Origin of the sequence: Kitasatospora sp. NPDC050463 (assembly GCF_040655255.1) — a bacterium.
GTDB lineage: Bacteria > Actinomycetota > Actinomycetes > Streptomycetales > Streptomycetaceae > Kitasatospora.
Genome location: NZ_JBFAJO010000004.1, coordinates 125332 through 149673, shown reverse-complemented (window position 1 = coordinate 149673; position 24342 = coordinate 125332). Strand labels below are relative to the sequence as shown.

General features: G+C 72.1%; 18 protein-coding genes. 11 read left to right on the top strand and 7 right to left on the bottom strand.

Features of this window, described 5'->3' with window-relative positions:
• Positions 1-376: 376 nt before the first annotated feature.
• The 6 genes from AB0J08_RS04520 (at position 377) to AB0J08_RS04495 (ending at position 7765) form a co-directional block, all read left to right on the top strand.
• The gene (locus AB0J08_RS04520; RefSeq protein WP_360626746.1) at positions 377-784 is read left to right on the top strand and encodes a hypothetical protein; all 408 of its coding nucleotides are present in this window, start codon (positions 377-379) and stop codon (positions 782-784) included.
• 605 nt (positions 785-1389) lie between these two features.
• Positions 1390-2712: a fatty acid desaturase gene (locus tag AB0J08_RS04515; protein ID WP_360626743.1), complete on the top strand. Its 1323-nt coding sequence runs from the start codon at positions 1390-1392 to the stop codon at positions 2710-2712.
• 115 nt (positions 2713-2827) lie between these two features.
• Positions 2828-3313 carry a cobalamin-dependent protein gene (locus tag AB0J08_RS04510; RefSeq protein WP_360626740.1) on the top strand — a complete coding sequence of 162 codons (486 nt, stop codon included), beginning with the start codon at positions 2828-2830 and terminating at the stop codon, positions 3311-3313.
• Between the two features lie 5 nt (positions 3314-3318).
• Positions 3319-4779, top strand: a complete 1461-nt coding sequence (locus AB0J08_RS04505) for a methylaspartate mutase (protein WP_360626737.1) — start codon at positions 3319-3321, stop codon at positions 4777-4779.
• Positions 4776-6716 carry an FAD/NAD(P)-binding protein gene (locus AB0J08_RS04500; protein WP_360626734.1) on the top strand — a complete coding sequence of 647 codons (1941 nt, stop codon included), beginning with the start codon at positions 4776-4778 and terminating at the stop codon, positions 6714-6716. The genes AB0J08_RS04505 and AB0J08_RS04500 overlap by 4 nt, the downstream gene beginning before the upstream one ends.
• 47 nt (positions 6717-6763) lie before the next feature.
• Positions 6764-7765, top strand: coding sequence for a methyltransferase (locus AB0J08_RS04495; RefSeq protein WP_360626731.1), 1002 nt, complete (start codon positions 6764-6766; stop codon positions 7763-7765).
• Positions 7766-8041: 276 nt separating this feature from the next.
• On the opposite strand, the gene AB0J08_RS04490 is transcribed toward AB0J08_RS04495, so the two are convergent.
• The gene (locus AB0J08_RS04490; RefSeq protein ID WP_360626728.1) at positions 8042-8575 is read right to left on the bottom strand and encodes a helix-turn-helix domain-containing protein; all 534 of its coding nucleotides are present in this window, start codon (positions 8573-8575) and stop codon (positions 8042-8044) included.
• A gap of 117 nt (positions 8576-8692) precedes the next feature.
• Between AB0J08_RS04490 and AB0J08_RS04485 the strand changes: the two genes are divergently transcribed.
• Together AB0J08_RS04485 and AB0J08_RS04480 are read left to right on the top strand one after the other, a co-directional pair.
• Entirely contained in the window at positions 8693-10177 is a 1485-nt protein-coding gene (locus tag AB0J08_RS04485; RefSeq protein WP_360626725.1) for an MFS transporter, read from the top strand.
• Positions 10170-10595: a DUF427 domain-containing protein gene (locus AB0J08_RS04480; protein ID WP_360626722.1), complete on the top strand. Its 426-nt coding sequence runs from the start codon at positions 10170-10172 to the stop codon at positions 10593-10595. Before AB0J08_RS04485 ends, AB0J08_RS04480 begins: the two co-directional genes overlap by 8 nt.
• A gap of 171 nt (positions 10596-10766) precedes the next feature.
• On the opposite strand, the gene htpG is transcribed toward AB0J08_RS04480, so the two are convergent.
• The 3 genes from htpG to AB0J08_RS04465 form a co-directional block, all read right to left on the bottom strand.
• Positions 10767-12707, bottom strand: a complete 1941-nt coding sequence (gene htpG, locus AB0J08_RS04475; RefSeq protein ID WP_360626719.1) for a molecular chaperone HtpG — start codon at positions 12705-12707, stop codon at positions 10767-10769.
• A 220-nt stretch (positions 12708-12927) separates the two neighbouring features.
• A complete protein-coding gene (locus AB0J08_RS04470) occupies positions 12928-13614 on the bottom strand; it encodes a type III effector protein (RefSeq protein WP_360626716.1) in 687 nt (228 codons plus the stop codon).
• Between the two features lie 434 nt (positions 13615-14048).
• The gene (locus tag AB0J08_RS04465; protein ID WP_360626713.1) at positions 14049-15380 is read right to left on the bottom strand and encodes a ricin-type beta-trefoil lectin domain protein; all 1332 of its coding nucleotides are present in this window, start codon (positions 15378-15380) and stop codon (positions 14049-14051) included.
• Positions 15381-15868: 488 nt separating this feature from the next.
• Here AB0J08_RS04465 and AB0J08_RS04460 point away from each other — a divergent pair, with 488 nt between their 5' ends.
• The gene (locus AB0J08_RS04460; protein ID WP_360626710.1) at positions 15869-17215 is read left to right on the top strand and encodes a PHB depolymerase family esterase; all 1347 of its coding nucleotides are present in this window, start codon (positions 15869-15871) and stop codon (positions 17213-17215) included.
• Positions 17216-17526: 311 nt separating this feature from the next.
• Positions 17527-17943: a GNAT family N-acetyltransferase gene (locus tag AB0J08_RS04455; protein WP_360626707.1), complete on the top strand. Its 417-nt coding sequence runs from the start codon at positions 17527-17529 to the stop codon at positions 17941-17943.
• Positions 17944-18111: 168 nt separating this feature from the next.
• Here the strand turns inward: AB0J08_RS04455 and AB0J08_RS04450 are convergent, their stop codons facing one another.
• Entirely contained in the window at positions 18112-20094 is a 1983-nt protein-coding gene (locus tag AB0J08_RS04450; RefSeq protein WP_360626704.1) for a glycoside hydrolase family 31 protein, read from the bottom strand.
• 138 nt (positions 20095-20232) lie between these two features.
• Positions 20233-21426, bottom strand: coding sequence for a Gfo/Idh/MocA family oxidoreductase (locus tag AB0J08_RS04445; RefSeq protein WP_360626701.1), 1194 nt, complete (start codon positions 21424-21426; stop codon positions 20233-20235).
• 132 nt (positions 21427-21558) lie between these two features.
• Between AB0J08_RS04445 and AB0J08_RS04440 the strand changes: the two genes are divergently transcribed.
• The gene (locus AB0J08_RS04440; protein ID WP_360626698.1) at positions 21559-22383 is read left to right on the top strand and encodes a helix-turn-helix domain-containing protein; all 825 of its coding nucleotides are present in this window, start codon (positions 21559-21561) and stop codon (positions 22381-22383) included.
• A gap of 148 nt (positions 22384-22531) precedes the next feature.
• On the opposite strand, the gene AB0J08_RS04435 is transcribed toward AB0J08_RS04440, so the two are convergent.
• On the bottom strand, positions 22532-24100 hold the full coding sequence (locus AB0J08_RS04435; RefSeq protein WP_360626695.1) for an alpha-L-arabinofuranosidase B: 1569 nt from the start codon (positions 24098-24100) through the stop codon (positions 22532-22534).
• Positions 24101-24342 lie beyond the last annotated feature (242 nt).

Genomic DNA, 24342 nt, shown 5'->3' with positions numbered 1-24342 from the left:
GGCAGCGCGGGCCCGAGATCCTTCGGCGAACGGAGCCGGAATGCGAATGACGAGTGCGTCTGACAGTGGTGACATCGAGGGTCTTCTCCTGTCGGGAAGCGGTCGGCGCGCGCGAGGACGGCGGTCGAGCGGTGACGGTGGCAGAGCGGTGACGACGGTCGAGTGGTACCGGCGGTGAAGCGGTGACGATGGTGGACCAGTCGGCGTCGAGCCGGCGGCCGAGGTGGCCGCGGCCCGGCGCGACGGCGATGGGCGGCGGGTATCCGAACTGAGCGCACCCACAGAGCGGTTGGCACCCGGGCCGGCGGCGCGGGCGTACTGGACGTGCACGGGGACCCGAGGTCGGGAGGAGCGCGCCGGGGAGAGCGACCGGCCGATGGGCCGGGCGCCGTCCACCTCGGAAAGCCGCAACGACCTGGCGGGCCGGGCACGGCCACGGACGGCGACGGGCGGGCTGCGGCCGCACGGTGGGCACACCGAGGGGGCCGGCCCGCTGATCGCCGAGGCGCAGCGGGCGGTGGAGCCGGCGGGCGATGCCGGGCAGGGGGCGGTGCAGCTGTTCCTCCGGGCCCGGCCGTGCCGGGCGAAGGGGGATGACGAGCGCGCACCGTCCTACGTCGACGAGCCGCGGGTCACGGACCTGCTGACTCTTCATGACCGTTGGCGTGCACCGCTGTTGCGCAGCCGCCGTCTACCGGCCCTGGATACGCGGGCGCGGGGCCGGGCGACGCTGTGGTCGGCGGCGGAGGGCGCGGGGCATCCGGATCTGGTGGCCGACGCGTGAAAGGTGCCGGCCTCGACCCTGGATCCGACCTGACCGCAGGGCTGTCGTCGCGCGTTCTGCACTGTGACTTCCTTCCCCCCCATGGGAACCCCCCGGTGGGAGTCCCCGTCACGAACCACCGGGCATTCGGATGGGCCCCGTCGTGTTCCCTCGTTCACGGCGGGGCTGCCTCTGACTGCCAGTCAGGTTCGTTCACCAGTTCTGGCGAGCGTAACCCATTCGCGTGCTGACTGACCAGAGTTGACGGTATGTCGCTCGCCTCGTGACTCCGGCTTGACTTGATCCGATAGGCATGGTTAGCGTGAAGCCGCACTGACGGCAGGCGACATGACAAGGTTGCGCCGCTATGGCGCCGCGCCGCCCGCCGCCCGCCGCCCGGGACGTCCACCCTCGGGCCGCCCCCGCGTTCCTCCCGGACCATCCGGCCTGAGCGGCCGTGGGCCGGGCATTCCCTCACGCACCCCGTTGTCCAGACCTGTGTGCTGTTCGAACAGCGGTTTTCACGACCATCGCCCGTCCGCTCCGCCGTGCCCGTGCCCGTGCACGCCCTGGAGCGGGGCCGGGCGACGCGTCGTGCTGCCGCCCGGCAGAAAGGCACGCCCGCCATGAGATCCGGCAACATCGCGTCGAACTCGCCGACGACGCGCGACGCCGCCGCCGACGCCGCCGACGACGCCGCACCGCGCACCACCGCCACACCGGGTACCACCACCACACCGAAGCCCGACGGCACACCACAACCGGACGGCACCGATGCGGCCGCCGACCCCGTGCGGGAGAGCATGCGGCGCCTTCCCGGCCCACTCCAGCTGCCGCTCACCTTCCTGACCGGACGCCCGCTGGCCGGTCAGCGCCCCGTGACCCTGTCACCCGGCTTCCACCTGGCCACCGCCACGTTGTCCATGCTGGTCGGCGCCGCAATCTCCGCCACCGGCTTCGTCCTGGGCGCCTGGTTCCTGCTCCTACTGGTGCCCGGCTGGGCGATGACCCTGCACGGCCAGCGCAACCTGCGGATGATGATCTACCACCAGTGCTCGCACCGGAACATGTTCGGGCACCGCCGGCTGGACGCCGCCATCGGCAACGCCGTATCCGCCCTCCTGGTGATCCAGAACTTCGAGCGCTACAGCCGCGAACACGTCGCCGACCACCACGCCGTGCACCACATGACGCTGCGCGACCCCACCGTCCAGGCCTTCCTCATCAGCCTCGATCTGCACCCGGGCATGACGCGGCGGCGGATGTGGCGCCGGGTGCTGCTGAAGTGCCTCTCCCCCCGCTTCCACCTGGCCTTCGCGATCTCCCGGGTGCGCGCCTTCTGGCACAACGGCGCCGCCGCCGAGAAGGCCATCGCCCTCGTGCTGTACGGCGGCGGCGGGGTGGCGGCCGTGCTCCTGGGGGCGTGGCCGGCCGTGCTGGTGGTCTGGTTCGTGCCGATCGGCGCGCTCTACCAGGTCAGCAACACGCTGCGGCTGTGCGTCAAGCACACCTTCCCGGCTCCCGGCACCACCGTGCGCCGCGGCCGCGAGTACTTCGGGGGCCTGACCAACGCGATCTTCATCGGCGAGCCGGCGCCCGCGCCCGGCCTGCCCGCCGCCACCGCCCCGCTGCGCTGGCTGCGCTGGAGCGCCCGCATGGCGCTGGTGCACTTCCCCACCCGCTACCTGGTGCTCACCGGCGACACCGTCGTCCACGACTTCCACCACCGCTACCCCGCCAGCCGGCAGTGGCACGACTACATCTTCGCCCGCCAGCAGGACCTCGTGGACGGCCACCGCGGCTGGCCCGCGTACACCGCCGAGTGGGGCCTGGTCGCCGCGATCAACCGGGTCTTCGACTCGCTCTCGGTCGCCGACCCCGAGGAGTTCGACGTCGCCCGCATCCGCTCGGTCAGCAAGCGCGAGCTGTTCGCCGCCTTCGACGACTGACTGTTCGCCAGTATTCGACGGCTCGTCATATTCCGTGTGTGCTCATTCTCACACAGCATCCCGGCCCACAGCACCCGTATCCGCCCACACTTCACGGAAAGGTGGCTCCACTCCCATGCCCACGCCCATGCCCACGCCCACCCGTCCGACCGGCGCACCCGAACGGGACGGCCGCCTGGTGATCCTCGGCGTCGCGGCCAGCGACAGCCACGCCGTCGCCAACCACCTCATCGCCCACGCGCTGCGCGCCGACGGCTTCACCGTCGTCAACCTCGGCACCTGCACCCCGGTCGCCGAGTTCGCCGACGCGTGCGAGCGCCACCCGCAGGCCGAGGCCGTCCTCATCGGCAGCCTCAACGGACAGATCCACGAGGACCTGCACGACCTCGCCGACGCCAAGCGCTCCGGGCGCGTCCACTGCCCGGTCCTGGTCGGCGGAAACCTGTCGGTCGGCAGTGTCAAGGACGAGGCCTCCGTCGCCCGCCTCTACGACCTGGGCGTCGACCGCGTGCTCACCAGCGCCGCCGACCTCGTCCCCACCCTGGACGCCCTGTACACAGCCACCGCGCCCGACTTCGTCCCGGCCGCCGCCGCCCGGTGATCCCCGTGCCCCCCGCCCCCACCCCCGACCCGCCCACCCTCTCGGAGTCGGCGACCTACATCACCCAGCTCGGCAAGCCCACCGCCGCCGAGGTGCTGGCCCACGCCCGGGCGAGCGGACGCACCGCCCTGCAGCCGCGCTGCGGGGTCGGCGGGCACCGCGAAATGGCCCTCCTGCTCAAGGAACTGGAGACCGAAGGCCGCCCCGACCTGCTCACCCTCACCATCGACTCGCACACCCGGCTGCGCCGCTTCGAGCACGCCGCCCGGGCCCTGCGCACCGACCACCGCACCCTCAACGGCTACCCGCTGGTCACCCACGGCTGGCAGCGCGGACGGGAACTGAACGAACTGGTCGCCGTCCCGCTGGAGATCAGACACGGATCCCCCGACCCGCGCGAGCTCTTCGCCACCGCCGTGGCCTGCGGCATCACCTCCTTCGAGGGCGGCGGCATCTCCTACAACCTGCCCTACTCCAAGGACGTGCCCCTCGCCGACTCCCTGGCCGCCTGGGCCGAGGTCGACCGCATCTGCGGCGAACTCGCCGGCCTGGGCGTCGTCATGGACCGGGAACTGTTCGGCACCCTCACCGCCGTCCTGATCCCGCCGTCCATCAGTCTGGCCGTCAGCGTGCTGGAGGCCGTCGCCGCGGCCGCCGCGGGCGTGCGCTGCATCAGCGTCTCCTACCCGCAGAGCGGCCACCTCGCGCAGGACATCGCCGCCCTGCGGGCCGTTCCCGTCCTGGCCGCCCGCTACCTGCCCGCCGGCACCGACGTCCACGCCGTGCTCCACGAGTTCATGGGCGTCTTCCCCCGCCGGCGCCACCACGCCGACGACCTGATCTTCTACGGCGCCCTCACCGCCCGGCTCGGCGGCGCCTCCAAACTCATCACCAAGACCCACCAGGAGGCCCACGGCATCCCCGACGCCGCCGCCAACGCCGCCGGACTGCGCCTGGCCGCCGTCGCCCGCTCCCCCCTGCTCGACTTCATCACCGTCGACGAGGGCGCCGTCGCCGAGGAACTGGAGTGGATCCTGCGCGAGACCGCCGAGATCGTCGAACCCGTCCTCGCCGCCCCGCGGCTGGACAGCGCGATCGTCACCGCCTTCGCCGACGGCCGCCTCGACATCCCCTTCAGCGCCAGCCGCCACGCCCGCTCCGAGGTCATCCCCCGCCGCGACGGCGACGGCGCCGTGCGCTACCACTCCGCCGGCCGCCTGCCGCTCTCACGCGCCAGCACCGCACGCAACCGCCGCCTGCTCGACGGCCCCGCCCGCACCGGTGACGGCGCCGGCGCCGTCACCGGCACGACCGGCCTGCCCGGGGCGGACCTCTTCCAGGCCCTGCGCCGCGACATCGACTACTTCCCCCTGCTGTTCGGCGAACTCCCCCAGGACACCACCGCCCCGGGGAACACCACCGCCGACAGCGCCACCACCACCCCGGGAAAGGAACCCGTCCTGTGACCACCAGCCAAGCCATCCTCCGCGTCGGGATCGTGGGCGCCGGCCCGCGCGGCGTCGTCGCCCTGGAGCGGCTGTGCGCCAACGCCGCGCTGGTGGCACCCGCGACCCCCGTCGAGGTGCACCTCGTCGACCCGTACCCCGCCGGCGGCGGCCGCGTCTGGCGACGCGACCAGGACCGCTCCCTGCTCATGAACACCGTCGCCTCCGACGTCACCGTCTTCACCGACGACTCCGTCCCCTGCGAAGGCCCCATCCTGCCCGGCCCCACCCAGTACCAGTTCGCCCGCATGGTCACCGACGGGCGCATCACCGACGTCACCGACGCCGAGCGCCGGGAAGCCGCCGGCATGCTGCCCTGGTCCTACGGCAGCCGCGCCTTCAACGGCGCCTACCTGCGCTGGGCCCTGGGCGAGATCATCCGCACCGCCCCCGCCCAGGTCACCGTCCACGTCCACACCACCCGCGCCACCGCCGTCGACGACACCGACCGCGGCACCCAGCTCCTGCGCCTGGACGGCGAGGAGCAGCCCCTGGAATGCGACGCCGTGATCCTCGCCCAGGGCCACTTCGACGTCGCCCCCACGAAGGGCCAGCAGCATCTGAAGGACTTCGCCGACCGCCACGGCCTGCTCTACCGCGAGCCCCTCAGCCCCGCCGAGTGCGACCTCGACGCCTTCCCCGCCGGCCGGCCCCTGGTCCTGCGCGGCCTGGGCCTCAGCTTCTACGACTACGTCACCCTCTTCACCCAGGGCCGCGGCGGACATTTCGACCGCGACGCCGACGGCCGCCTGCACTACCGCCCCTCCGGCCGCGAACCGCTGCTGTACGCCGGCTCCGGACGCGGCGTGCCCTACCTCGCCCGCGCCGAGGTGCACCTGGAGGTCGTCCCCCGCTACCAGCCGCGCTTCCTGACGGCCGAGGTCATCACCCGCCTGCGCCGCGCCGCCGGCCAGGGCGAACTCGACTTCCGCGCCGACCTGTGGCCGTACATCGCCAAGGAGGTCGGCTACGTCTACTACCGCAGCCGCCTCGCCGACGCCCCCCAGGAGGAGCGCGAGCGCTTCCTGGCCGCCTACGCCGACCTGGAGTGGGACACCCCCGCCATGCGGCAGCTGATCACCGACCGCTTCGAGGACCCCGACCAGCACTGGGACTGGGACCAGGTCGACCGCCCCAGCCTGGAGCGCCGCTTCACCGACCGCGCCGCCTACCAGGACTGGATCGCCGGCCGTCTGGGCTGGGACCTCGAACAGTCCGCCCAGGGCCCCGCCCGCAGCCCCTTCAAGGCCACCGCCGCCATCATGCGCGACCTGCGCGACGAGATCCGCCAGGTGATATCCCACCAGGGGCTGCGCGGCGGTTCCTACCGCGACCACGTCGACCGCTGGTTCAGCGGCCTCAACAACTACATCGCCAGCGGGCCCCCCACCGCCCGGGTCGAGGAGCTCGACGCCCTCGTGCGCGCCGGCACCGTACGCCTGGTCGGCCCGAGCATGAAGGTCGAGGCCGACGAGGCCACCGGACGCTTCCTCGTCTCCTCCCCCCTCGTCGACGAGGCGCCCCTGGCCGCCGACGCCCTCCTGGAAGCCCACCTCGCCCTCACCGACGTGCGCCGCGCCACCGACCCGCTGCTGCGCCACCTCCTCGACGCCGGCGCGGCCCGCCCCCACGTCATCCCCGACGCCCACGGCGAGCCCTACACCACCGGCGGCCTCGACGTCACCGAGGTCTCCTTCCGCCTGCTCGACACCCGCGGCACCGCCCACCGCGGCCGCTTCTCCTACGGCCCCCCGGTCGAGTCCGTCCAATGGGTCACCGCCATCGGCGCCCGCCCCCACGTCGGCTCCCGCACCCTCATCCAGGGTGACGCCATCGCCCGCGGCTGCCTGCACACCGGCGTGGAGAACCTGCGCCGGCGCGCGCTCGCCCTCGCCTGACCGCACACCCGTTCCCCCGTACCCCCGACCGTAGGAGAGTCCCCGCGATGACCGACACCGCCGCCCGCCGCATGATGGACCTGCTCATAGGCCCCTGGGCCACCCAGGCCGTCCACACCGCCGCCACCCTGGGCCTGGCCGACCTCCTGGCCGACGCCCCCGCCACCGCGGCCGAGCTCGCCGAACGCACCGACACCCACCAGCCGTCCCTCACCCGACTGCTGCGCTTCCTCGTCGAACTCGACGTCCTGGCCACCGACCCCGACGGCCGCTACCGGACCACCGACCTGGGCCGCACCCTGCGCACCGAGGAACACGGCTCCATGCGCGACCTCGCCCTGCTCTACGGCGATGAGTTCTACACCGGCTGGGGCCACCTGCTGCACACCGTGCGCACCGGCGAGAACGCCTTCGAACACGTCCACGGCGCCGCGATGTACCCCTACTTCGCCCGCACCCCCGAACTCACCGCCCGCTTCGACCGCGCGATGGGCGCCAGCTCCTCCTTCTTCGAACCCGTCCCCGCCCTGTACGACTTCTCGCGCGCCCGCACCGTCGTCGACATCGCCGGCGGCAACGGCGCCCTGCTCACCACCGTGCTGCGCGCCCACCCCGCGCTGTCCGGCGTCCTGTTCGACACCGCGCACGTCGTCGAGGCCGCCCGCACCGACCTCGCCCACTCGCCCGACGCCGGGCGCATCGGCTACGAGAGCGGCGACTACTACGAGAAGGTCCCCGCCGGCGGTGACGTCTACCTGCTCTCCCGCGTCCTGCACGGGCGCGACGACGACGCCTGCGTCCGGGTGCTGGAGCGCATCCGCGAGGCCGTCCCCGCCGACGGCGCCCTGCTGATCATCGAGCGCGTCATCCCCGAGGACGGCACCCCGTCCCTAGCCGCCTGGTTCGACGTCCACATGCTCGCCATCGCCGGCGGCTCCGAGCGCACCACCGCCGAGTACACCGCCCTGCTGGAGCGGGCCGGCTTCACCCTCGCGGCCGTCCACGACCTGCCGCTGGACAGCCGGCTGCTGGTCGCCGAACCCCGCTGACCCCGCGCGCCCCTGTTCGTGCTCGTGCGCGTGCCCCTGCCCATCCGTCACCGAGGCGTTCGACCCGCGCCCGGCCGCGATCGTCCGTGCCCCGGACCTGCCGCGGCCGGGCCTGCCGCGGCCGGGGCACGCGCCAACCGCCGCGCACTACCCCGTCGAGCAGCCGCGCCGGGCCGCCGGCGCCCGAGCGGCGCGGCCGGCGCTCCACGGACCCGCCTGCCCGGCTCCCCCCGGGCCGGGCAGGCGGGTGGTCCAGGGCCCCGCCGGACCGGCGGGTCAGTCCGCGTCGGGCGACACCAGCGTCAGCAGCCGGTGCGGCCGGGCGAGCGCGCGCGAGACCGGGTCCTGACGCAGCCGGCCCTGCGCGCTCGGCCCCGGCTGCATCACGATGTTCTCGGGCGCGATCGCACCGCCGCACAGCGGACAGGTGCCCACCGGGTCCAGCCGCGTCCCGCAGTCCGCGTGGCTGAAGACCGTGCGCGGCCCGCCGGTGGAGGCGTTGCGCTCCCCCCACTGCGCCAGCCCGTAGATCGGCGGCCACAGCTCGCGCCCGGCCGGCGTCAGGACGTAGCCGTAGCGCACCGGCGAGCTCTGGTAGGGCTCCTTGCGCAGCACGCCCGCGGCCACCAGCGCCTGCAGGCGGCTGGTCAGGACCGCGCGCGGGATGTCGAGGTGGGCGAGGAAGTCGTTGAACCGGTGGACCCCGTAGAAGGCGTCCCGGACGATCAGCAGGCTCCAGCGCTCCCCGACCACCTCCAGCGCGCGGGCGAGCGAGCAGTCCTGCTGTGCGTAATCGGTTCCCAGCGCCATGCGGACCAGTCTAGCCGAAGGTTCCTTCACCGAACCTGGCGTGATAGATTCAGTTGAGTTCAGTGAACAGACCTTACCTCGGCCCCCTCCCCTCCCCTCGCAGCGAGGACCACCCCGATGACCGCCAGCCCGCCGCCCCAGGGCCGCCGCCCCGCCCTCACCCTCTCGATCGCCGCGTTCGGCACCCTCCTCGTCCTGGTCGACTACACCTCCCCGCTCACCACCCTGTCGCCCACCGCCGCCGACCTCGGCCTCGGCTCCTCCGCCCAGACCTGGGTGCTCACCGGCACCCTGGTCGGCCTGGCCGCCCTGCTGCTGACCATGGGCAGCGCCGCCGACGACTACGGCCGCAAACGGATCTTCGGCGCCGGCGCGGCGCTGCTCCTGGTCTCCACCGCGGTGTCCGCGGCCGCCGCCGGCCCCACCGTGTTCCTGATCGGCCGCGTCCTCCAGGGCTGCGCCGCGGCCGCCGTCCTCGCCCCCACCCTCGGCCTGATCGGCCACGCCTACCCGGTCGGCCCCGGCCGGGTACGGGCGCTCGGCATGTGGGGCGCCTCGGTGGGCCTGGGCATCGCCGTCGGGCCCGTCTACGCGGCGCTGCTGGAGCGCGCCGGCGGCTGGCGCTCGGTCTACTGGGTGCTCTCCGCGCTGTCCGCCCTGCTGATCGCGCTCACCGCGTACGGGCTGCAGGAGTCCCGCAACGACCGGCCCCGCAAGCTCGACCTGCTGGGAGTCGCCACCCTCGCCGCCGGCGCCTCCTGCCTCATCGCCGGGCTCGCGGAGGGCCGGCACGGCTGGGGCCGCGCCCCCGTCCTGCTCCTGCTCGGCCTCGGCGTGCTGCTGCTCGCGCTGTTCGTCCTCGTCGAGGCCAGGACCGCCGAACCGATGCTCGACCTCGCGCTGTTCCGCAGCCCCGGCTTCATCGCCTCCAGCGGCGGCGCCCTGTTCACCGGCCTGGCCATCGTCGGCCTGATGAGCTACCTGCCGATGGCCCTGCAGAAGTCCTCCGGGGAAACCCCCCTGGTGGCCTCCCTGGTGCTCGCGATCTGGTCCGGCCTGTCCGTCGTCTCCGCCCTCCAGGCCCGCCGCCTCGCCAACCGGATGTCCGCCACCACCCAGGTCGCCGCCTCCCTGCTGCTGTGCGGCATCGGCGAGGCCGCCCTCTACGGCATGACCCCCGACGGCTCCTGGACGCACTTCGCCCCCGGCCTCGTCCTCGCCGGCATCGGCAGCGGCGTCCTCAACGCGGCACTCGCCCGCCTGGCCGTCAGCAGCGTGCCCGCCGACCGCGCGGCCATGGGCTCGGGCGCCAACAACACCGCCCGCTACCTGGGTTCGGCCCTCGGCGTCGCCATCACGCTGACCGTGGCCGGCCAGGCCGGTGACGACCGCGGGCCGCGCTACGCGATGGCCGCCGGGACGGACCACGCCGTTCTGGTCGCCGCGGCGCTGTGCGCGGTCGGCGCGGGCGTGGCGCTGTGGGCGCGCATCGCCGAAGCCCGCACCCCGTCCGCAGCCCCGCCGCCGACCGCGGGCGGTGCGGCGGGCGGTGCGGCGGGCGCGACCGGCAGTGCGCAGAGCCCGGCGGTGTCCCGTGGCTGAGCTGCGACCCGACCACGGCGCCCGGCCCGACGCGCTGCGCCCCGCCGCCTTCGACACCCCCGTGCGACACGTCAACGCCGGCATCCTGCTGGAGCCCGGACGCGGCCGGATCATCGTGCGCGCCGGCGGCATCGTGCTCGCCGACTGCCAGCGGCCGATCGTGGTCCTGGAGGGCCACTACCCCGTCCGCTACTACATCCCGCCCCAGGACGTGCGCCGCGAACTGCTCGTCCCCTCCTGGGAGGAGACCTACTGCCCCTACAAGGGCAGCGCCGTGCACTACGCGCTCGCCCCGCGCGGCGAGGGCGGCGCCATCGCCTGGTCCTACCCCGCCCCGCTGCCCGGCATGGAGGCCCTGACCGGGCTGATCGCCTTCTACCAGGAACGCGTCGACATCGACGTCGAACCCTCCCACTGACCAGCCGCTCACCCCCGGCGCCGTCAGGCCCGGCCTCTCACGAGGACCGGGCCTGACGGCGCCTCTCGTGCGTCGAGGCTCCGGGCGGGGACTTTCGGGCGAGGTACGGGGTGCGGGGTACGGCCGGCCGGCCGGGCTCATCGGCGCATGGCGGGCCGCACCCCGTGGGGGTTACAGGGCGCGGGTGAGGCGGTCGGTCAGGAGGCGCGTGAAGCGGGCCGGGTCGGGCAGGTCACCGCCTTCGGCGAGCAGGGCGCCGCCGTGGACGAGTTCGGCGATCTCGGCGAGTGCCGGGTCGTCGGCTCCTGCCTGGTGGGCCTGGTGCAGGGCGGTGATGAGGGGGTGAGTGGGGTTGAGTTCGAGGATGCGCTTGACCTCGGGGACCTCCTGGCCCATGGCCCGGTACATCTTCTCCAGGGTGGGGGTCAGGTCGTGGGCGTCACCGACCAGGCACGCCGCGGAGGTGGTCAGGCGGGTGGAGAGGCGGACCTGCTTGACGTGCTCGGCCAGCGTGGTCTGGAGCCGGGCGAGGAGGGGGGCGAAGTCCTCTTCGCGCCGGGCCTTCTCCGCCTTCGCCTCGTCACCGCCCTCCCCGTCGGCGTCGTCGTCGAGGTCGACCTGGCCCTTGGCGATGGACTGGAAGCGGTGACCGTCGAAGGCGGGAACCTGGTCGGTCCAGACCTCGTCGACGGGGTCGGTGAGGATCAGGACCTCGTAGCCCTTGGCGGTGAAGGCCTCCATGTGCGGGGAGTTCTCCACCATCGCCCGGTTCTCGCCGGTCAGGTAGTAGATGGTGTCCTGGCCGTCCTTCATCCGCTCCACGTACTCGCGCAGCGTGGTCGGCTTCTCCGCGTCGTTGGTCGAGGCGGCGCTGACCAGTTCCAGCAGTGCGGCGGTGTTGTCGCGGTCCTCGATCAGGCCTTCCTTGAGGACCCGGCCGAACTGCTCCCACACCTTCGCGTAGGTCTCGCCGTTCTTGGTCCGCATGTCCTTGAGCGCGCCGAGGACCTTCTTGACCAGGCGCCGGCGCACGGCGGTGATCTGGCGGTCGTGCTGCAGGATCTCGCGGGAGACGTTGAGGGAGAGGTCGTGGGCGTCGACGACGCCCTTGACGAACCGCAGGTAGTTCGGCGTCAGCGCGTCGCAGTCGTCCATGATGAACACCCGCTTGACGTACAGCTGCACGCCCCGCTTGGTGTCGCGGGAGAACAGGTCGAACGGGGCGTGGGCGGGGATGAACAGCAGCGCCTCGTACTCGAAGGTACCCTCAGCGCGCATGTGGATGGTCTCGGCCGGGGCCTGCCAGTCATGGCTGATCTGCTGGTAGAACTCGCTGTACTCGGCCTCGGTCACCTCGCTGCGAGGACGGGCCCACAGCGCCTTCATCGAGTTCAGCGTCTCCGGCTCGCCCACAGCCTCGCCGTCGGCCTCGGCACCGCCGTCGGCAGTAGTACTGACGGGCTCGGTGGCCATGCGGATGGGCCAGCGGATGAAGTCCGAGTACTGCTTGACGATCTGCCGGATCTTCCACTGGGCCAGGTAGTCGCCCAGTCCGTCCTCGCTGTCCTCGGGCTTGAGGTGCAGGGTGACCGAGGTGCCGACCGGCAGACCTTCGATGTCCGCGATGGTGTAGGTGCCCTCGCCGTCGGACTCCCACACCGTGCCCTGCTCGGTGCCGGCGCGACGCGTGCGGAGGGTGACCTTGTCGGCGACCATGAACGCGGAGTAGAAGCCGACGCCGAACTGCCCGATCAGGTGCTGCGCCGTGTCCGCGTCCTTCGCCTCCTTGATCTTCGCCAGCAGACTGGCGGTGCCGGACTTGGCGATGGTGCCGATCAGGTCGACGACGTCGTCGCGGGTCATGCCGATGCCGTTGTCCCGCACCGTCAGGGTGCGGGCGCTCCGGTCGACCTCCAGGCCGATGTGCGGGTCGGAGGCCTCGACGGTGGCGTCGGTGAGGGATTCCAGGCGGAGCTTGTCGAGGGCGTCGGAGGCGTTGGAGATCAGCTCGCGCAGGAAGATGTCCTTGTTCGAGTAGATCGAGTGGATCACCAGCTGCAGCAGTTGGCGGGTCTCCGCCTGGAACTCCAGCGTCTGGGTCGGACTGGCCACGGGAGGCGTCTCCTTCGAGTGGTGGAAAGGGTCGGACGGGGTCCGGGACGGCGCGGCCGTCATGGGTCCGGAAGACGTCATGGTCCGGAAGATACGGGCGGTCCGCACGCCGAGGACCGTCAGGGCGTCAACTCGCGTCCCGCGTGCCGGGGCGGGCGCTCGACGGCAAGCCGGTCCACAGCGTGCGGCTCGCGGACCTGCAGGGCGTGCCCGGGGTTGGTCACGGCCCGGCTGGGGAAGCCCGGCGCCGCCGACCGCTGTCCGCGCGCAACTGGTCGGCTCGGGCGGTGAGCTGATCGAGGCGGTCGGCGATCTTGGGATGCTCCGCCTCCAGGAGGGGCCGGGTCTCGGCGAGCGGGGCGAGCAGACGGGCGGCGTCGTGGTGGCCGAGCGCGTCCAGGAGGCGTTCGATCGCGGGGGCCGCTTGGGTGCTGAGGCCGTCCAGGGCGCCGATCTGGCCGGCGAGGCGGCGCAGGTCCGCGGCGTTGTCGCGCGCCCAGGTGGTCACCGCCCGGTCGGCGGCGCGCTGGTCGCGGGCGGCCTGGACGCGCTGCTCGCCGGTGCTGCCCACCTCGGTGCCGACCTCCGAGTTGGGACGTAGGCGCAGGTAGCGGCGTTCGGCTGCCTGACGGCTCTGGACGCCCATCGGCTCGGCGAGGTCGGCCCAGGTGGCACCCGCATCGCGGGCGATCTCGATCAGGCCCGTCTCCCAGCCGGCGAGTTCCGCGCGAAGGTGGCGCAGCGTCAGGAGCGCGGCCAGGGCCTGCTGCGGATCGCTCTGGTTCGCGGCGTCCGGGGGTGCGTCGCAGGCGGTGCGGGCGGCGGCGTCCATCATGCCCAGCGCGGCAGCGGCGGCCAGGAACGAGACAGGGCCCGCTCCGGCCGCGCCGGTGTCCTGGGTATCCACATTGTCACTCTTTCGCTGACTGGGTCCATGTCATCGTCTGGATGACATGGTACAGCGATTCGTGTCGTGCCGCACCGGTGCGACCCACCCGAAGACCTTCCGGGCCGGAGGTGTCCGACGATGTCCATCCGCATCGCGGTGCTCCCCCAGGCCCCCAGTCACTGACGGCGGCCGCCCCCGGTCCCGCTGGACGCCTGGTGCGAGGACGACCGCTCCGTGATCGCGCTCGACCTGCCCGGCATCCCGCCGGAGACGATCGAGGTCCGGCCGGCGGGCCGGACGGTCACCGTGAAAGGCCGAACGCCGGCCCACCCCGCGTCCGGGCGAGGGCGCCGGCGGCAAACCCGACGGCCGCACTCGCGGGGCGGTGCGGAGGACGGCGGGTGCTCCGGGGCCGGTCCCGCAGCGGCGGAGTGCCGGCCCCGGAGCCCGGTTCAGCTGCGCAGACTCCACTGCTGGTTGCCCGCGCCCGAGCAGGCCCACAGCTGGATCTTCGTCGCGTTGGCCGTACCCGCGCCGCTGGCGTCCAGGCACAGGCCCGACTGCACTCCGGTGATCGTGCCGTTGGAGTTGATGTTCCACTGCTGGTTGGCCTGCCCGTTGCAGTCCCAGATGACCGCCGCGGTTCCGTTGCCGGTCCCCTGGCCCGAGGCGTCAAGGCACTTGTTGCCGTAGACCATGAGCTGCTTGCCCGCCGTGGGGGTCCACCGCTGGTTGGTTCGGCCCTGGCAGTCCCACAGTTGAGCCTGGGTGCCGTTGGCCGTGGAGGAGTTGCCGATGTCCACGCAACGGCCCGACGCCTGGCCCACGATCTCCTGGCCGCCGCCGGGCGCGGGAGTGCTGGAGCTGAATTGGCTGAAGAACTTCCACACTTCGCCGGAGGTCCAGGTGTGCCAGCCGTCGCAGGTGCACCCGTCGATCGGGCCGGGGTCGTGGCCCGCTCCGTCGAACGCGGCCCAGACGACCGGGTACCCGGACTTGCACCCGGAGTAGGCGGTGACGGTGTGCGTCAGACTCCCGGACGCCGGCTCGGCCGGGTTCTGCGGGGTGCAGCCGTTGTTCCTGACGAACTGGTCACGCAGTGCCCTCCCCGAGGCGATGGGCAGTACGTTGTCGCGGAGGCCGTGGAGCCCCATGTAGGCGATCGGTTGCGTACCGCCACCGCATCCGCTCAGGTTCGCCCCCGCGTAGACCGCGACCGCGCGGAAGACCGTCGGCCGGGCGCAGGCGAGGGCATAGGTCATCGCACCGCCGTAGCTGAAACCGGCGGAGAAGAGCTGGGTCGTGTCGACGCACAGGCCGGCTTCGAGCTGCCTGGTCATGTCGTCGACGAAGGTGACGTCCTGGCCGTTGGAGTTGGCCCAGCCGTTGTCGAGGCCCTGGGGCGCGACGAAGATGGTGCCGTTGTTCTCGTTGTCCGCCAGTCGCCTGAGGCCGTAGTAGGACCAGTTGTACCCGTCGGTGCCGCCGGAGTCGACGTCGTTGGCCGTGCCGCCCCTCCAGTGGAATCCGAAGATCAACCGGTAGGGGCGGTTCTGGTCGTAGTTGGCGGGGACCCTCAGGATGTAGCCGCGGTTCTGGCCGCCGCTGGCGATCGTGTGGGGACCGCTCGCCAGCGCCGGTGCCTTGCCGCAGCCGCCGGTGGCCGCGGCGGCGCTGACCGGAGCGGCGGTCGCGCTCAGGGCGGTACCCAGCGCGATGCTGATCGCGGCCACGATGACGATGATCGAGGCCGGCACGGAGGTGCGTAAGGAGCTGCGTTTCATGGGCTCTTCCTTCGCTGCGGGGGGACAGGAGTTCAGGGCGCCGGCCAACGGATCCTCCGCGGGCCAGTTGAAACGGTTCGATCATGTGGGGGCGGACCCACGCTCGTGGGCGCGGGTGGGGCGCCGCCTGGGGCGCGCCGGCGCGGGCCGCCATGTGAGCGCTCACAAGCGCGCGAAGGGACCGACTCCTCCAAAAAGGTGGTGGGACGTCTTGAAGGCGACGGCGGCAGCCTGCATCACTCCGCAGCCGCGGTCAACCTTTCTCACAGACCGGCCCTCGGTGCCGACACCGACGGTCTTGGCGTCGGCCTGCCGGCGGGTCCGCGCACACGAGCTCGGCGCGCCCGGGCCTCTGCGACTGGTCGGGGCTGGGTGGTTGACGGTCGCGCCGGACCGTCGCCGGGATGGGTGCGTGCACCGGTGTTGTCTTTTCGGCGGTGCCACCGGAACATAATTAACGCTAAAAACAATTTCGGACGGAGAGGTCCATGTTCCGATCACGCTCCCTCAAGTCCCGCTTGCTGGGCCTGGCTGCCGCGGTCGGCCTCGCGGTCGGCCTGAGCCTGCAGGCCGCCCCCCAGGCCGCCGCCGCGTCACTGACCCAGATCACGAACTTCGGCACCAACCCGACCGGCCTGCTCATGCACCTGTACGTGCCGAACAACGTCAAGGCCAACCCCCCGATCCTGCTGGCCCTGCACGGGTGCCAGGGGAACGGGCCCTACATGTACTCGAGTACCGACTTCGCGTCGCTGGCCGACCGGTACGGGTTCCTCGTCATCTACCCCTCGACGAACCCCAACGGAAGTTGCTGGGACGTCTCCTCCGATCAGGCGCTGACCCGCAACGGCGGCAGTGACCCGGCCGGGCTCATGTCGATGATCACCTACACGGAACAGCACTACGGCGGCAACGCCAACGCCGTGTACGTGACCGGGGAGTCGTCGGGCGGGATGATGACGAACGTGATGCTCGCCGACTACCCCGACGTGTTCAAGGCGGGCGCCGCATTCATGGGAGTGCCGTACCACTGCTTCTACACCGGCTCCGCACGCGGCTGGAACTCGGCGTGCGCCCAGGGCAAGGTCGCCATGACCCCGCAGCAGTGGGGCGGTCTGGTGCGCACGGCGTATCCCGGCTACACCGGTCCGCGTCCGCGTGTGCAGCTGTGGCACGGAACCGCCGACACGACGCTGAGCCACAACAACCTCGGCGAAGAGATCAAGCAGTGGACCGATGTCCTCGGTGTGGGCCAGACCCCGTCGACCACGGAGACCCCCGTCGCCAACTGGACCCGTACTCGGTACAACAACAGCGCCGGCACCACCCAGGTCGAGGCGTACAGCATCGCCGGAGCCGGACACCAACTGCCGGTACAGGGCTCCGCGATGGCCGCCGACGCGATCCACTTCATGGGCCTGGACGCGGGGTCCTCCGGCAGCGGTACGACCGGCCCGCTGCACGCGGTGGCTGCGGGCAAGTGCCTGACGGACGCGAACACGACGCCGGGCACACAGCAGCAGATCTACGCCTGCAACGGCGGTGCGAACCAGACCTGGACCCGCACTCCGTCGAACCAGCTGACCGTGACCGTGGGCGGCACCACCCTGTGCCTGGACGCCAACGCACACGGTACGACCGCCGGCACCAAGGCGATCGTCTGGTCCTGCAACGGCCAGCCCAACCAGCAGTGGCAGCTGAACTCCAACGGCACCGTCACCGGAGTGCAGTCGGGCCTCTGCCTGGACGTGGCCGGCCTGGCCACCACCGACGGCACGCCCGTCCAGCTGTGGACCTGCAGCGGCGGCAGGAACCAGCAGTGGACCCTGGGATGACACCGCGTGCGCACCGGTCGCGGTGACCCGGATCAGCCGTGCGCGGCTCGCGGCCGTTCGGGGCGATCACCTCATGGCTGATGACGGTCCTCGTCCGTGCGGGGCGGGCCCCCTCGGGCCCGCCCCGCACGGGGCTTTCAGCCGTCCCGGGCAGGAACCGAGGTGCTGGGGCCCGAGGCTGTCGAGGCGTGCGGAGCCGCCTCCGGCAGCCGGACGCCCTGGCTGCCGGGGGCGGGGAGGATCTGGTCGGTGATCACGGCATGAGGGAGAAACCCGGTGCCCTCCGTGCCGGGACCTGTCAGGATCCCCGGATGGAGATCCGTCGCATCACTCAGGTCGAAGCCGTCACGGATGCCGGGCACTTGTTCGACTCGCCTCCTCGGCCGGAGGCGACCGGGCAGTTCCTCGCAGACGAGCGCCATCACCTCCTGATCGCCTACGTGGACGACGTCCCGGCGGGGATGGTCACCGGCGTCGAGATGACCCACCCGGACAAGGGCACCGAGATGTTCCTGTACGAGCTGGGCGTGGAGGAGTCGTTCCGCGGGCGCGGTGTCGGCCGGGCTCTGGCGTCGGCGCTCGCAGACCTGGCACGCGAACGCGACTGCTACGGCATGTGGGTGATCACGGACGAGGACAACGTGGCGGCACGGGCGACGTACAGCCGCGCCGGGGGCACCCTGGAAGACAAGCAGGTGGTGCTCGTCTGGACCTTCGACCAGCCATAGCTCCACGGGGCGCAGCCGCGCGCCGCGTCAGGCGGTCGGGCCGCGCACCACCCGGGCCCGGCAGACCTCCCGCCGGGCACTCCCGCACGGCCCCGGCCCGAGGGCACGGCATCGCCGATCCGTCCGGGCACGTGATGCTCGGCCCTGCGCCGAAGGCTTCGGGCGAGGTCAGCCGAACCGGGCTGCGACGTCGGCCCCTTCCCGCACGAAGACCGGGATGCGCTCCAGCGGGGCCTCGGCGTCGTGCGTCGTTCCGCCCTCCACCACCCGTCCGGTGACCGGGTCGGACCAACGCGCGCCGGACGGCAGGTACACCCGGCGCGTCCGGGTGCCCGCCTCGTACACCGGTGCCACCAGCACGTCCGGGCCGAGCAGGAACTGGTCGTCCACCTCCCAGGCGCGCTCGTCCTCGGGGAAGTCGAAGAACAGCGGGCGCATCGGCGGGGCACCGGTGCGGTGGGCGTCCTCGGACAGCCTGCTCAGGTACGGGCGCAGGCGCTCGCGCAGCAGCAGGTGGTCGCGCAGGATGCCGAACGCCTCCTCCCCGTACGACCAGACCTCGTTCGGCCCGCCGGTCATGTCCGCCGAGAAGGCGGGGTGATTGGGCGCGCGGTCCCCGTGCAGCCGCATGACGGGGCAGAAGGTGCCGTACTGGAACCACCGGATCAGCAACTCGCGGTACGCCGGATCGTCCGGGTCGCCGCCGAAGAAGCCGCCGATGTCGGTGTTCCACCAGGGAATCCCGCTCATCGCGACGTTCAGCCCGGCCCTGATCTGGCGGGCCAGGGAGTCGAAGGTGGTGGGGATGTCGCCCGACCACAGCAGGGCCCCGTGGGCCTGGCTGCCCGCCCAGGCGGAGCGGACCAGCGACAGCGGCCGCTCCTCGCCCGCCGCGCGCAGGCCGTCGGCGACCGCGCGGGTGTGCTGCAGCGGGTAGAGGTTCGCGGCCTCGGCGGCCGGCCCGGCCGCGTAGACGGCGCGTTCGGCGAGGTCCCGGGGCAGGTCGGGCTCGCAGGCGTCCAGCCAGAAGCACGCCACGCCCAGCGAACGGTAGTTGTCGTCCAGCCGCTGCCACAGTGCGGCGCGTGCGCCGGGGTGGGTGGCGTCGTAGTAGGCCATGGGGCGGATCAGCGCGTGCCCGCTGTGCCGGGACGGCCACGGATAGGTGAGCAGGCCGCCGCCGGCGTCCCGTACGAGGTGTCCGGCCGAGCGCAGCTCGTCGTACGAGTCGCTGCCGGGCTCGACGGTGGGCCACACCGAGACGGCGAGTTTCACGCCCAGGTCCGCCAGTTCCTCCACCATGGCCGCGGGGTCGGGCCACTCGCTCTCCTCGAAACGCCAGTCGCCCATCCTCGGCCAGTGGAAGAAGTCGCAGACGATGACGGACAGCGGCAGTCCGAGCTCCTCGTACTGCCGTGCCACCGAGAGGAGTTCGTCCTGGGTGCGGTAGCGCAGTTTCGACTGCCAGAAGCCGGACGCCCACTCGGGCAGCAGGGGCGGGCGGCCGGTGGCCCGGGTGTAGGAGTCCAGGATCCGGGCCGGGGTGTCGCCGGCGGTGATCCAGTAGTCGACGCGTCCGCCGGCGTCGGCGGTCCACCGGGTGGTGTCTGCGCCCAGTTCGACCCGGCCGGTGGCGGGGTTGTTCCACAGCAGTCCGTAGCCGCGCGAGGAGTGCAGGAAGGGGATGGCCGCCACGGTGTTGCTCTGGACCAGGTCGATCACACAGCCCTTCTGGTCCAGGCGCCCGTGCAGGTGCTGCCCCAGACCGTGCAGCCGTTCACCGTCGTAGGCCTCGAAGGACTGCTCCGTCCGGCCGCCCGCCGCGTGGACGCGCGAGCCGTCGTGATGCGCGTACGGGCCCCGCTCGGCGAGGAGTTCGCGGCCCGAGACGGCGTGGCGGAACCTCAGCCGGCCGTCCGCCGAGGCCTCGACGGCCAGGCCGCCGTTGACCAGCCGGGCACAGCCGTCGTCCGACACGGACAGCTCGGCGGGCGGGCAGGGCGGGGGGCTCTCCAGCGCGCCGGGGGCGGCGGGGTCGATGGTCCCGGACGACGCCCGCACCCGGACGGCGTCCGGTCCCCAGGGCTCGATGCGGAGGATCTCCGCCGCGGTGTGCCGCTCCAGAGCGCCCGCGCGAATGCTGTAGGACAAGGGTCTGTTCCTCTGTTCGTCTCGGCCGCCCGGACGCATGCCGTGCGGGTGCCACGGCCACGGTGGCCGGTGCCACCTGCGACACCCGACGGCACCGGCCTCCCCGGATCAGTGCGCCGACACCTGGGTCCGGTGGTGCTACGCGGTCCGGGGTCCGTCTCCGTGGTCGGGGATGGGCAGGCGCGCTCCACCTTGGCGGGCGGACTGGTGGGCGATGATGCCGGGGAGCGTGTAACGGGCGGCGGTCCAGGCGTGCAGCGCCGGGGGCGTTCGCGTCGTGACCGCCACGGCGAAGTCGTCGGCGAGGAAGTGATGGCTGCCTTCGTGGCCGTTGGGGGCGTGCTCGAACTCTCGCGGCAGCCGGGAGCGGTCGTGGACCGGTGCGGTGCCGGAGGCGAAGGCGCCGCGCAGTTCCGGGGCGACGTGGGCGAGGGTCGGGTCGTCCGGGGCCAGGGTGGGTGCGGGGTGCAGGTGCTCGGTGAGGTCGTACTCGCCCTTCTTGTCCTGCCACAGACTCACCGAACCGAGCTGTTCGAAGACTCCCTCCGTGCCGAAGAAGCGGAAGCGCGACTCCTTGCCGATGTATCCGACCCGGCGGAACTCGTTCGTGCGGAAGCTCCCGCCGCCCGCGACCTCGAACAATGCGGTCGCGTTGGAGAAGTCGTTGTCGAACTGGCTGATCTCGCGGTCGAACACGCCATCGCCGCGCTCGTCCGGGACACCGATCGCCGAGACGCTCACGGCGTGGGTCTGCCAGGCGCCGAGGACCCCGCCGATCGAGTGCGTGGGGTAGAGCAGCGGAGGATAGCTGGCAGTGGACTTCCAGTTCTCACCGCCGCTGTACCTGTACGCGTCGTAGAAGCCCCAGTCCATGTCGTGGACGTAGTCGCCCTCCGCGTAGAAGACCCGACCGAACGCTCCCGCGGCGATCTGGGCGCGCGCGTAGACCGTCGCCGGGTGGTAGTGGCTCGTCTCACCCATCATGTAGATCCGACCGGTCTCCTCGACCGCGGCGATGATGTCCGCGATCTCGGCCTCGGTCACGGCCATGGGCACCGCACTGTAGACGTCCTTGCCCGCGCGCAGTGCCCGCACGGCGAGCGGGCCGTGCGTCCAGCGCTGGGTGAAGAGCGCGATGGCGTCGAGATCGGAATCGAGCATGTCCTCGAACGAGGGGACCGTGCCGGCGAGGTCGTAGTCGGTGACCAGTTGCTCGGCACGCTCCGGGATCAGGTCGGTGACCTTGATGTCACCGACGTCCGGGTGCAGGTGCCAGAGTTTGGCGAACGAACCGGCGAACTGGCCGGCACCGACGATGCCAAGTGAGAACACGCGGAGCTCCAGAGGAACGGTAGAGGGGATGTGAGCTGCTGCCGATCGCAGGACGGCGCGAGTACCGGCACTGCCCACGACGATAGGATCCGAGCAGATGCGACGTCTGCACCGTTTCGAAGCGAGAACTTCTTGGATCCTCAGGGCACGCTGATCGACGAACCGTCATACCTGCGCGTCTGGTCCGGGCGCCCGGTGCTGATGTCGACGGCGCACCGGCACGACGACCTGGAGATCAACTTCGTGGCCGACGGCGGGTCGATGCTCTACCTCTACGGCGGCGAACTCCTCGAAGTCGAGGCGGGTGGCCTCGCCGTGTTCTGGGCGGCGATCCCGCACCAGCTGGTGGCGAGCCGGGCGACTCGCGTGCACTGGCTGCACGTGCCCTTCGACCAGTTCCTGGCCTGGGGGCTGCCGCAACCGCTCCTCGCCCGCGTGCTCTCCGGGGTGCCGGTGATCACTCCCGCGGCCCGCGCCGACGCGAGCGACCCGGTGAAGTTTTCCCAGTGGGCCGTCGATCTGGCCGCGGGCGACGAGGAACTGCACCGCATCGCGATGCTGGAGGTGCAGGCGCGCGTCCGGCGCCTGGCGCTCGCCGCGGTCGGCGACCCGGCACACCGGTACGCCGGTGACGATCCCGCCCTGCGCCAGGCGGTGTCCATGGCGCGGTACATCGCCGGTCACTTCCGCGAGCCGGTCACGGTGGCGGACGTCGCCGCAGCGGCGAACGTCCACCCGACGTACGCCATGACCCAGTTCCGCAAGGTCGTGCGCACCACGATCGGCGAGTACCTGAAGCTGTACCGGCTCGCCGAAGCACGCCGACTGCTGGTGACCACCGACCTTCCCGCGAGCCAGGTGGCCGTGGCCGCAGGCTTCGGCTCGGTCAGCCGCTTCTACCGGGTCTTCACCGAGGCGTGCGGAACCACCCCGGCACGATTCCGGCACGGACGCTGACTCTGACGAGCCCTGGCGACGGCGCCCGACGACGGGAACCGGCCCACCACGGCGAGTCGGCAGCAACCCGTGAGCCGGCTCGAAGCACCGGCCCGCAACCGCCGGCGAAGCGGTGGCGGGCCGGTGCGCGAGGGTGGGGCCCGGCGGCTCAGCCCCGGGGCTGGTCGACCAGCCAGCTGGTGTCGGCGGCCCAACTGGTGCTGCTGTCCCAGCTGTTGGAGCCGCCGTTGCCGGCTATGTAGGCCGTGAAGTTGTAGTGGCGGATGTACTTCGTCGGGTAGTTGACGGACTGGAAGGAGCGGCCGACCCCGCTGTTGCCCGTGGTGGGGCAGAAGGTGGCGTCCTGCGCGAAGGTGCCGGAGCCGGTGTCGAAGCTCAGGTAGAGCTCGTAGTTGAAGTGGCGCAGGAACTGGCCGGGTTTGTTGGCGGACTCGAAGGTCAGGCAGGAGGTGTTGGCCAGACCGGCGCGGACGATCCAGGTGGCGTCGGCCTTGTCGATCGCCGAACTGGAGGAGTTGACGGCGGAGATGACGACCTTGTCGTCGGCATCGTTGTGGCGCAGGTAGTGGGAGGTGCAGCAGGGCGCGGTGGTGGCCTGCAGGGAGATCCGGGAGCCGGGGGTGAGGGTTCCGGTGCTGGTCGAGCCGCTGGTGTAGCCGGCGGCGGTGATGTTGGCCTGGACGGCGTTCTCGGTGGCGTCCGACGGGTAGCCCGAGGTCATGACGCCTTCGTAGAAGGTGCCGGCGCTCGCGTTGCTGTTGTCGCCACCGATGCCGAGGATGATCGCGCCCTGCTTCTTCATCGGGTTGTAGCCGGGGGCGTTGGGGCGTACGCCGCTGTAGTAGGTGGACAGGCTGCCCGACTGGGCGTCGCCGCCGCGGATGGCCCACTGGTTCGGGCCGCCCTTGAGCATGGCGGTCAGGAACCGGTTGTTGACGCTGGGATCACCCGCGTTGAAGCCGCGGTTCACCCCGGAGAACAGGCCGTTCTCCAGGTCGGCCATGACCCAGGGGCCGTTGCCGCTGCCCCAGCCCCAGCCCTTGCTGTCGCCGAAGTAGAGGGCCTCCATGGTGCCGTTGCCGTCGTCGTTGCCGGTCGTCTCGGCGTTGCCGTAGTCGAAGCAGCAGCCGCCGTTGAAGTGCGTGCCGTCGAAGATCGCGTACATGCCCTCCGGTTGGTCGCCGGTGGCGATGCCGTTGGTCTTGTTGTTCCGGTAGCCGGTCCCGGGGGCCACGTAGACGCCGTACGCCTTGTGGCCGGCCACCGTGACGGGTGCCTCGAAGGCGTTGGCCGGGTTGTCGTTCCCATCCGCGGCCGGACCGGGAAAGTGGCCCCTGGGCGCCTGGGCGAGGTGGTTGCCCTTGCCGGACTCGTCGTAGATGACGGTGATGACGCAGCTGGTGCCCGCGCAGAAGGAATCCTGCGCGGCGGCGTCGGCGTATCCGCCGGCGCTCAGTACGCCGATGTCCTTGGTCGTGCCGTCGGAGGCGCGCCTGACCTGGTAGAGCGGGCCGTTGTACGCCGCGTAGAGGGCCCGGGTGGTGGAGTGCGCGGCGACGCACGGGGTGCCGCCCGCGGCGTAGATGTCGCACGGCCCCTGGGTGGCGGCCTGCGAGGTGGTGGCCGCGACCGTGAGCAGGCCGGCGGCGAGCACCACGGTCGTACCGGCCCCGAGGAGCGCGCGTCCGGCGCGGCGGATCCACGGTGGTTTCTTCATGAAGTACTCCTTCACAGGGTGGGGTGTGAGGTGAGCTCGACGAACTCCCGCCGCCCGGTCGTGCGGGCGGCGCGGGTCGGGTTGACGCCCCCGAGGGCCGGTGCGGACTCGGCGGTCTTCGGCACCCGCCCCGGCGCGGGGCCGCCGGTCAGCTCCAGGGGGCGGCGGCGAGCGCAGCGGTCGTTCCCGCCGCCAGCAGCGCCCGCCGGGCACGGAGCAGCCACGTTCGCATGGTCATGAAC

Coding starts and splice junctions, on each gene's coding strand:
- AB0J08_RS04520 (WP_360626746.1), top strand. CDS start 377: ATGGGCCGGGCGCCGTCCACCTCGGAAAGCCGCAACGACCTGGCGGGC.
- AB0J08_RS04515 (WP_360626743.1), top strand. CDS start 1,390: ATGAGATCCGGCAACATCGCGTCGAACTCGCCGACGACGCGCGACGCC.
- AB0J08_RS04510 (WP_360626740.1), top strand. CDS start 2,828: ATGCCCACGCCCATGCCCACGCCCACCCGTCCGACCGGCGCACCCGAA.
- AB0J08_RS04495 (WP_360626731.1), top strand. CDS start 6,764: ATGACCGACACCGCCGCCCGCCGCATGATGGACCTGCTCATAGGCCCC.
- AB0J08_RS04490 (WP_360626728.1), bottom strand. CDS start 8,575: ATGGCGCTGGGAACCGATTACGCACAGCAGGACTGCTCGCTCGCCCGC.
- AB0J08_RS04485 (WP_360626725.1), top strand. CDS start 8,693: ATGACCGCCAGCCCGCCGCCCCAGGGCCGCCGCCCCGCCCTCACCCTC.
- AB0J08_RS04465 (WP_360626713.1), bottom strand. CDS start 15,380: ATGAAACGCAGCTCCTTACGCACCTCCGTGCCGGCCTCGATCATCGTC.
- AB0J08_RS04460 (WP_360626710.1), top strand. CDS start 15,869: ATGTTCCGATCACGCTCCCTCAAGTCCCGCTTGCTGGGCCTGGCTGCC.
- AB0J08_RS04455 (WP_360626707.1), top strand. CDS start 17,527: ATGGAGATCCGTCGCATCACTCAGGTCGAAGCCGTCACGGATGCCGGG.
- AB0J08_RS04435 (WP_360626695.1), bottom strand. CDS start 24,100: ATGAAGAAACCACCGTGGATCCGCCGCGCCGGACGCGCGCTCCTCGGG.